5 protein-coding genes are annotated in these 6,296 nt (G+C 69.2%); 2 read left to right on the forward strand and 3 right to left on the reverse strand.

The window, feature by feature from the left end; all coding sequences use genetic code 11:
* Nucleotides 1-4: 4 nt before the first annotated feature.
* Both C8258_RS31165 and C8258_RS31170 read right to left on the reverse strand, forming a co-directional pair.
* Entirely contained in the window at nucleotides 5-514 is a 510-nt protein-coding gene (locus C8258_RS31165) for a nitroreductase/quinone reductase family protein (RefSeq protein WP_106958188.1), read from the reverse strand.
* 48 nt (nucleotides 515-562) lie between these two features.
* Nucleotides 563-1,363, reverse strand: a complete 801-nt coding sequence (locus C8258_RS31170) for an LLM class flavin-dependent oxidoreductase (protein ID WP_106958189.1) — start codon at nucleotides 1,361-1,363, stop codon at nucleotides 563-565.
* Nucleotides 1,364-1,539: 176 nt separating this feature from the next.
* Between C8258_RS31170 and pta the strand changes: the two genes are divergently transcribed.
* Both pta and C8258_RS31180 read left to right on the forward strand, forming a co-directional pair.
* A complete protein-coding gene (pta, locus tag C8258_RS31175) occupies nucleotides 1,540-3,621 on the forward strand; it encodes a phosphate acetyltransferase (RefSeq protein ID WP_106958192.1) in 2,082 nt (693 codons plus the stop codon).
* 67 nt (nucleotides 3,622-3,688) lie between these two features.
* Nucleotides 3,689-4,885: an acetate/propionate family kinase gene (locus C8258_RS31180; RefSeq protein WP_106958190.1), complete on the forward strand. Its 1,197-nt coding sequence runs from the start codon at nucleotides 3,689-3,691 to the stop codon at nucleotides 4,883-4,885.
* A 7-nt stretch (nucleotides 4,886-4,892) separates the two neighbouring features.
* On the opposite strand, the gene C8258_RS31185 is transcribed toward C8258_RS31180, so the two are convergent.
* Nucleotides 4,893-6,296, reverse strand: a 1,404-nt coding sequence (locus tag C8258_RS31185) for a tetratricopeptide repeat protein (RefSeq protein WP_304598386.1), incomplete at its 5' end; no start/stop codon positions are given.

Here is a 6,296-nt window from a genome sequence, read left to right on the forward strand (position 1 = left end):
ACCCTCAAGCCCTGGTCAGGGCGAACAGGCGCAGATCACGCGTCGTCCGGCTGCGGTAGGCGGCATAGGCCTCGGTCGTCTCCACGAACCGGTCGAAGATCCGTTGTTTACGCACCGGATCCTCGACCAGCTGTGCGCGTACCGGGATGCTCTGTCCGGCAAGGGTTATCGTCGCCTCGGGATGTGCCAGCAGGTTGGCGGTCCAGGCGGGATGGCGGGCCTGACCGAAGTTGCTGCCGATCACGTACAGCGTGTCACCGTCGTGGACGTAGAGCAGCGGTGAGGTGCGCGGCTGCCCGGAGGTGCGGCCGGTGGTGGTGAGCAGGACGATCGGCGCGCCGATCGGGCCGAGCACGGTGTAGCGAGCGCCGGTGCGCTGCAACACTTTCCGATCCAGCGGTGTGAGGGCGCGGACCACCAGCGAACCGAATTTCGTCGCGGCGAACGCGCTCGCGGTACGTCCGAGCAGACCGGTCCGCGAACCCCACTGCCGATCCGGAAACTGTGCCGTCATGGACAGTGATCCTAAGGCTCTCGCCGGAGCCGCGGAGGCAAGCGGCAGTTACCGCCCACCGGTCCGGACCGCGGCCACGAATTCGTATCCCTTGTGCCAGTCACCGTCACGCGGTGCGGTGAGCAGGTGGTCGACGCCCGCTTCGGCGTAGGCATCGAACAGTTCCCGGGCTTCGCCGAGGTCGGCGGGAAGTGGCGTGACGACGGAGACGGTGGGTGTGCTGCGCCCGAACGTAGCGGCGGATTCGGTTAATTCCTTTGTGGCGGTAGCGACTTCCTGCGGGGCGAGGCCGATCGCGAGCCAGCCGTCGGCGAATTCGGCCGCGCGGCGCCGGGCGCGCGGTCCGTCGCCGGCCACCAGAATCGGCGGAACCGTCGCGCCGGGGGAGAGGGTGACCTCGGTGCCGTCCGGCAGCACGGCGGGGCGGCCGGCGATCAGATCGGGCAGCACGCGCAGATTCTCGTCCGTGCGCCGGCCCCGGTCGGCGAACGGCAACCCGGCCGCGCGCCAGCCGATATCGCCGTGGGCGGGATTGCCCGTGCCGACGCCCAGCAGCAGCCGATTCCCGGAGACGTACTGCAGTGCGCTCACCTGTTTGGCCGCCCACGCGGCCGGGCGCAGTGCGAGCAGCAGCACGCCGTAGCCGATGTGAATCCGTTCGGTCACCGCGGCCGCGGTCGCCAGCGTGACCGAACTCTCCAGAATCGGCGCGCTGGCGACGAGGTGGTCGGTCGACCACACCGAATCGAGGCCGACCTCCTCGGCGAACCGCGCCGCGGCGCCGACATCGCCGAGGATCGGCCGCTGGGGATCGGGGGTGGACGTGGGAAGGAAGGTGCCGAGTCGCATGAATAGGAGATTACGGACGATCCGTGAGCCGATGAATGGCCGAGAAGCGCAGCCGCATGTCCGGAACGCTCGAGCATCGGTGCGGGTCGCATTCCTCCGACCGGCCGGATGTGATTTCACCGGCACCGGCCGTGGGCGCGACCGCCGGGCCCGACCCGCTCACTAAGCTCGGGACCATGGCCGAACCCGCACCGTCCACCGTGTACATCGCGTCACTGGAAGGTGACACCGGCAAATCCACCGTGGCGCTGGGCATGCTGCAGATGCTCTCGGCGACGACGCCGCGGGTGGGCGTCTTCCGGCCGATCACCCGGTCCAATCGCGGCCGCGATTACATTCTCGAGCTGCTGCTCGAACACTGCACCGCCGATATCGACTACGAGCAGGCGGTCGGGGTGACCTACGAGCAGGTGCACGCCGATCCCGACGCCGCGATCAGCGAGATCGTGATGCGGTTCCACGAGGTCGCCAAGGTCTGCGACGCCGTGGTGGTGGTCGGCAGCGACTACACCGATGTCGCCGGGCCGAGCGAACTGCGCTACAACGCGCGGATCGCGGTCAACCTCGGCGCGCCGGTGCTGCTGGTGCTGCGCGGGGCCGGACGCAGCCCCGAGGAGGTCGTGCAGGTCGCCCGGGTCTGCGAGGCCGAACTCGAACACGAGCACGCGCAGCTCATGGCGATCATCGTCAACCGCTGCGATCCCGAGCGGCTCGAGGACGTGCGGAAGGCCATGGGGGTGCTGCCCTGTCCGTCGTGGACGATGCCGGAGGTGCCGCTGCTGACCGCGCCGACCATGAACGAACTCTGCGAGGCCATCGACGGCACCGTCTACTCGGGCGATCCGGAACTGCTGCAGCGCGAGGCGCTGAAGGTGATGGTCGGCGGGATGACCGCCGAGCACATTCTCGAGCGACTCAGCGACGGCGTCGCGGTAATCGTGCCGGGCGACCGCTCCGACGTCCTGTTGTCGCTGGTGAACGCGCACGAGGCGGAGGGATTTCCGTCGCTGTCGGGCATCATCATGAACGGTGGCATGTTGCCGGATCCGGCGATCGCGCGCCTGATGGAGGGCCTCAAGCCGAAACTGCCCATCCTCACCACGCAACTGGGCACGTTCGACACCGCCAGCGCCGCCGCCCACACCCGCGGGCGGGTCTCGCTCAGCAGTATGCGCAAGGTCGACACCGCGCTGGCGCTGATGGAGCAGCGGGTGGACAGCCGGAAGCTGTTGGACCTCATCGAAGTTCCGGTGCCGTCGGTGGTCACGCCGCAGATGTTCGAATATCAGCTGGTGGAACGGGCGCGCGCCGATCCGCGCCGGATCGTGTTGCCCGAGGGCGACGACGATCGCATCCTGCGGGCGGCCGGGCGCGTGCTGCAACGCAAGATCGCGGAGCTGACCATCCTCGGTGACGAGGCCACCGTGCGCGCCCGCGCGGCCGAACTCGGTGTCGACATCGACGCCGCCCAGGTGCTCGATCCGCGCACCAGTGAGCTGCGCGCGGAGTTCGCCGAGGAATTCGCGCGGCTGCGCGCGCACAAGGGGATGACGGTCGAGCGGGCCCGCGAATTCATGGCCGACATCTCGTATTTCGGCACCATGATGGTGTATCGGGGCATCGCCGACGGCATGGTCTCCGGCGCCGCGCACACCACCGCGCATACGATCCGGCCCTCGTTCGAGATCATCAAGACCGAACCCGGCGTCTCGACGGTATCGAGTGTCTTCCTGATGTGCCTGGCCGACCGCGTGCTGGCCTACGGCGACTGCGCGGTGGTGCCGGATCCGACCTCCGAACAGCTTTCCGATATCGCGATCTCCTCCGCCCGCACCGCGCAGCAGTTCGGGATCGAACCCCGGGTGGCGATGCTGTCGTATTCGACGGGCGAATCCGGCTCCGGCGCCGACGTCGACAAGGTCAGGGCCGCAACCGAACTGGTGCATCGGCGGGCGCCGCAGCTACCGGTGGAGGGACCCATCCAGTACGACGCCGCGATCGAACCGACGGTCGCGAGCACCAAACTGCCGCATTCCGATGTCGCCGGGCGCGCGACCGTGTTCATCTTCCCGGACCTCAACACCGGGAACAACACCTACAAGGCGGTGCAGCGCAGTGCGGGCGCGGTGGCGATCGGGCCGGTGCTGCAGGGATTGCGCAAACCGGTCAACGATCTGTCGCGCGGAGCGCTGGTGGCCGACATCGTGAACACCGTGGCGATCACGGCGATCCAGGCGCAGAAGCAGGAGGCACGGTGAGCGACAATCGCGCAGCGGCTCGCTGTGCCGACCGGGTGCGGGTGTCCCGCAAGACACTGGAGGGCTGATGCAGGTATTGGTGATCAATTCGGGGTCGTCGTCGATCAAATATCAACTGCTGGACCCGGTTTCGGCGAACGTGTCCGCCTCCGGGCTGGTGTCGCGCATCGGGGAACCGGTGTCCGAGGACGAGGTGACCGTCGAACATCACAGTGACGGAAAGAAATTCGAGCACACCGGGCCGATTGCCGATCACGCCGCGGGGCTGCGGGTGGTGTTCGACCTGTTCGCCCGCAGCGGTCACGATCTGAGCGGGGAGGGGCTCTCGGCGGTCGGCCATCGGGTCGTGCACGGCGGCGAGATCTTCTACGAACCGACCCGGATCACCGATGCCGTGGTGGAATCCATCGACAAGCTCTCCACCCTGGCGCCACTGCACAATCCGGCCAACGTCACCGGCATCCGCTCCGCGCGCGCCCTGCTGCCCGATATCCCGCAGGTCGCGGTGTTCGACACCGCCTTCTTCCACGGACTGCCCGACGCCGCCAAGACCTACGCCATCGACGCGACGATCGCCGCCGCGCACGGCGTCCGGCGCTACGGGTTCCACGGCACCTCGCACGAGTACGTGTCCGGGCGGGCCTCGGAACTGCTCGGCGGCGACCCGGCCACGCACAACCAGATCGTCCTGCATCTGGGTAACGGCGCCTCGGCGTCGGCGATTCGCGGCGGCCGGGCGGTCGACACCAGCATGGGACTGACGCCGCTGGAGGGATTGGTCATGGGCACCCGATCCGGCGATATCGACCCGGGCATTCCGCTGCATCTGGCGCGGACCGCGGGGCTGGATATCGACGGCATCGACGAACTGCTCAACCGCCGCTCCGGCATCAAGGGCCTGTCCGGGGTCAACGACTTCCGGCAGCTGTTCGACCTGATCGATTCCGGTGATGCCGCGGCGCGGTTGGCCTACGACGTCTACGTGCATCGGTTGCGCCACTACATCGGCGCCTATCTGGTGGATCTGGGCCGGGTCGACGTGATCACCTTCACCGCCGGGGTGGGGGAGAACAACGCGCAGGTGCGCGCCGACGCGCTGGCCGGCCTGGAACGCTTCGGCATCGCGGTGGACCCCGCGCGCAACGCCGCGAAAGATCATGCGGCGCGCCATATCTCGCCGCCGGGCGCGGAGGTCGCCGTACTGGTGGTGCCGACCGACGAGGAATTGGCCATCGCCCGGGCGGCCGCTGCGCTGGTGGGCTGAACCGGACTCAGAACCAGCTCTTGGCGCGGATCGCGTTCGCCAGATCCACCAGCGCGTACCGGTGTGTCCGGCCGGGGGCGGTGCGGGCCAGCGCGCGCAGCCCGGATTCGATCCCGCGACGCAGCCCGCGTTCGGTGAACGGCTGCCCGAGTAGGGTGCTGCCGGATGCCTGTGGGCGGTGACCGGCCTGCAACCACGCGAGCGCGGTGCCCAGAACCAGGACCCGCAGCTGCGCGACCCGGCGTTCCGCGGCGGGCAGGGCCTGCAGCCGTGCCGCGGCGACGTGCAGGGTGGACTCCTCCAGCCGATCGGCGTCGACCTGTGCGTGTCGCTGTGTCTCGCCGTCCCCGGACTCCGAATCACCGGGCTCGGCGGGTTGTGCGGTGAGGAGTAGCAGGACCGCGGTCAGCCGCGCCTCGGTGTAGTGGCGGGAGGCGGAGGGAACGTCGTCCAGGGCCGCGACCGCGGCGGCGACCCGGCCGTCGGCGGCCAATTGCCGCGCGAGCCCGAAGGCGGCGCTGACCACGCCGCGGTCGGTCCGCCACACCGTGGCGTAGAACTTCTCGGCGCAGTGCCGCCACTGCGCGGGATCCGGCGAATCCCACTGTTGCAGAACCAGTTCCGCAGTCGCGGCGATGGCGAGTTTGGGTGCGATCTCACCGGGTAGCGCGCACAGCACCGCGTCGAAACTGTCATAGGCGCGTTCGTAGTCCTGCTCGCGCAGCGCGATCAGGCCCTGGAACCAGTCGGTGCGCCAATCGTGTTCGCCCAGGTTGTCCAACAGCTCGCGGGCCGCGGCCGGCTCGTCGAGATCGAGGTGGACGCGAACCTCGGCCAGGGTGGCCTCGGCGGCGAAACTGTCCGGCGCACCACCCGGCGCGGTCTCGGCTCGCCGACGCGCGGCCCGCACCGCGTCGAGGGCGTGTTCCGGTTCGGAGTGCGCGGTCCCGGCCAGCAGCGCGGCCGACGGATCGGCCGGATCGATCAGCGGGACCGGCAGGGCGGCGGCGATATCGCGGGCCGCGAGGTTCTTGCCGCGGACCACGCCGTCGGCGTAGACATCGGTCTGGCCGATCAGCTCGTCGGTGCCGAAACTGGTGCGCGGCGGACTGAACAGCGTCGACAGTTGCGGATGTTCGGTACCGGTCTCGGCGGCCAGGATCTCGCGCAGCACACCCGCCAGCTGGGTGGTCATCACCCGTGCCGACGGGAACCGGCGATCCGGATCGGGATCGGTCGCGGTCAGCAGCAGCCGATGCAGGGATTCGTAGCGAGCCAGGACCGGTTCGGCATCCGGATGCGGAATGCCGTCGGTGTAGCGGCCGGCGACCATCGGGATGTTCACGGTCAGCACCGCGAGGGTGCGGCCGACGGTGTAGATGTCGGTGGCGGCGGTGGGGCCGGTGGCTGT

It is taken from the genome of Nocardia sp. MDA0666 (assembly GCF_003023875.1).
Lineage (GTDB): Bacteria > Actinomycetota > Actinomycetes > Mycobacteriales > Mycobacteriaceae > Nocardia > Nocardia aobensis.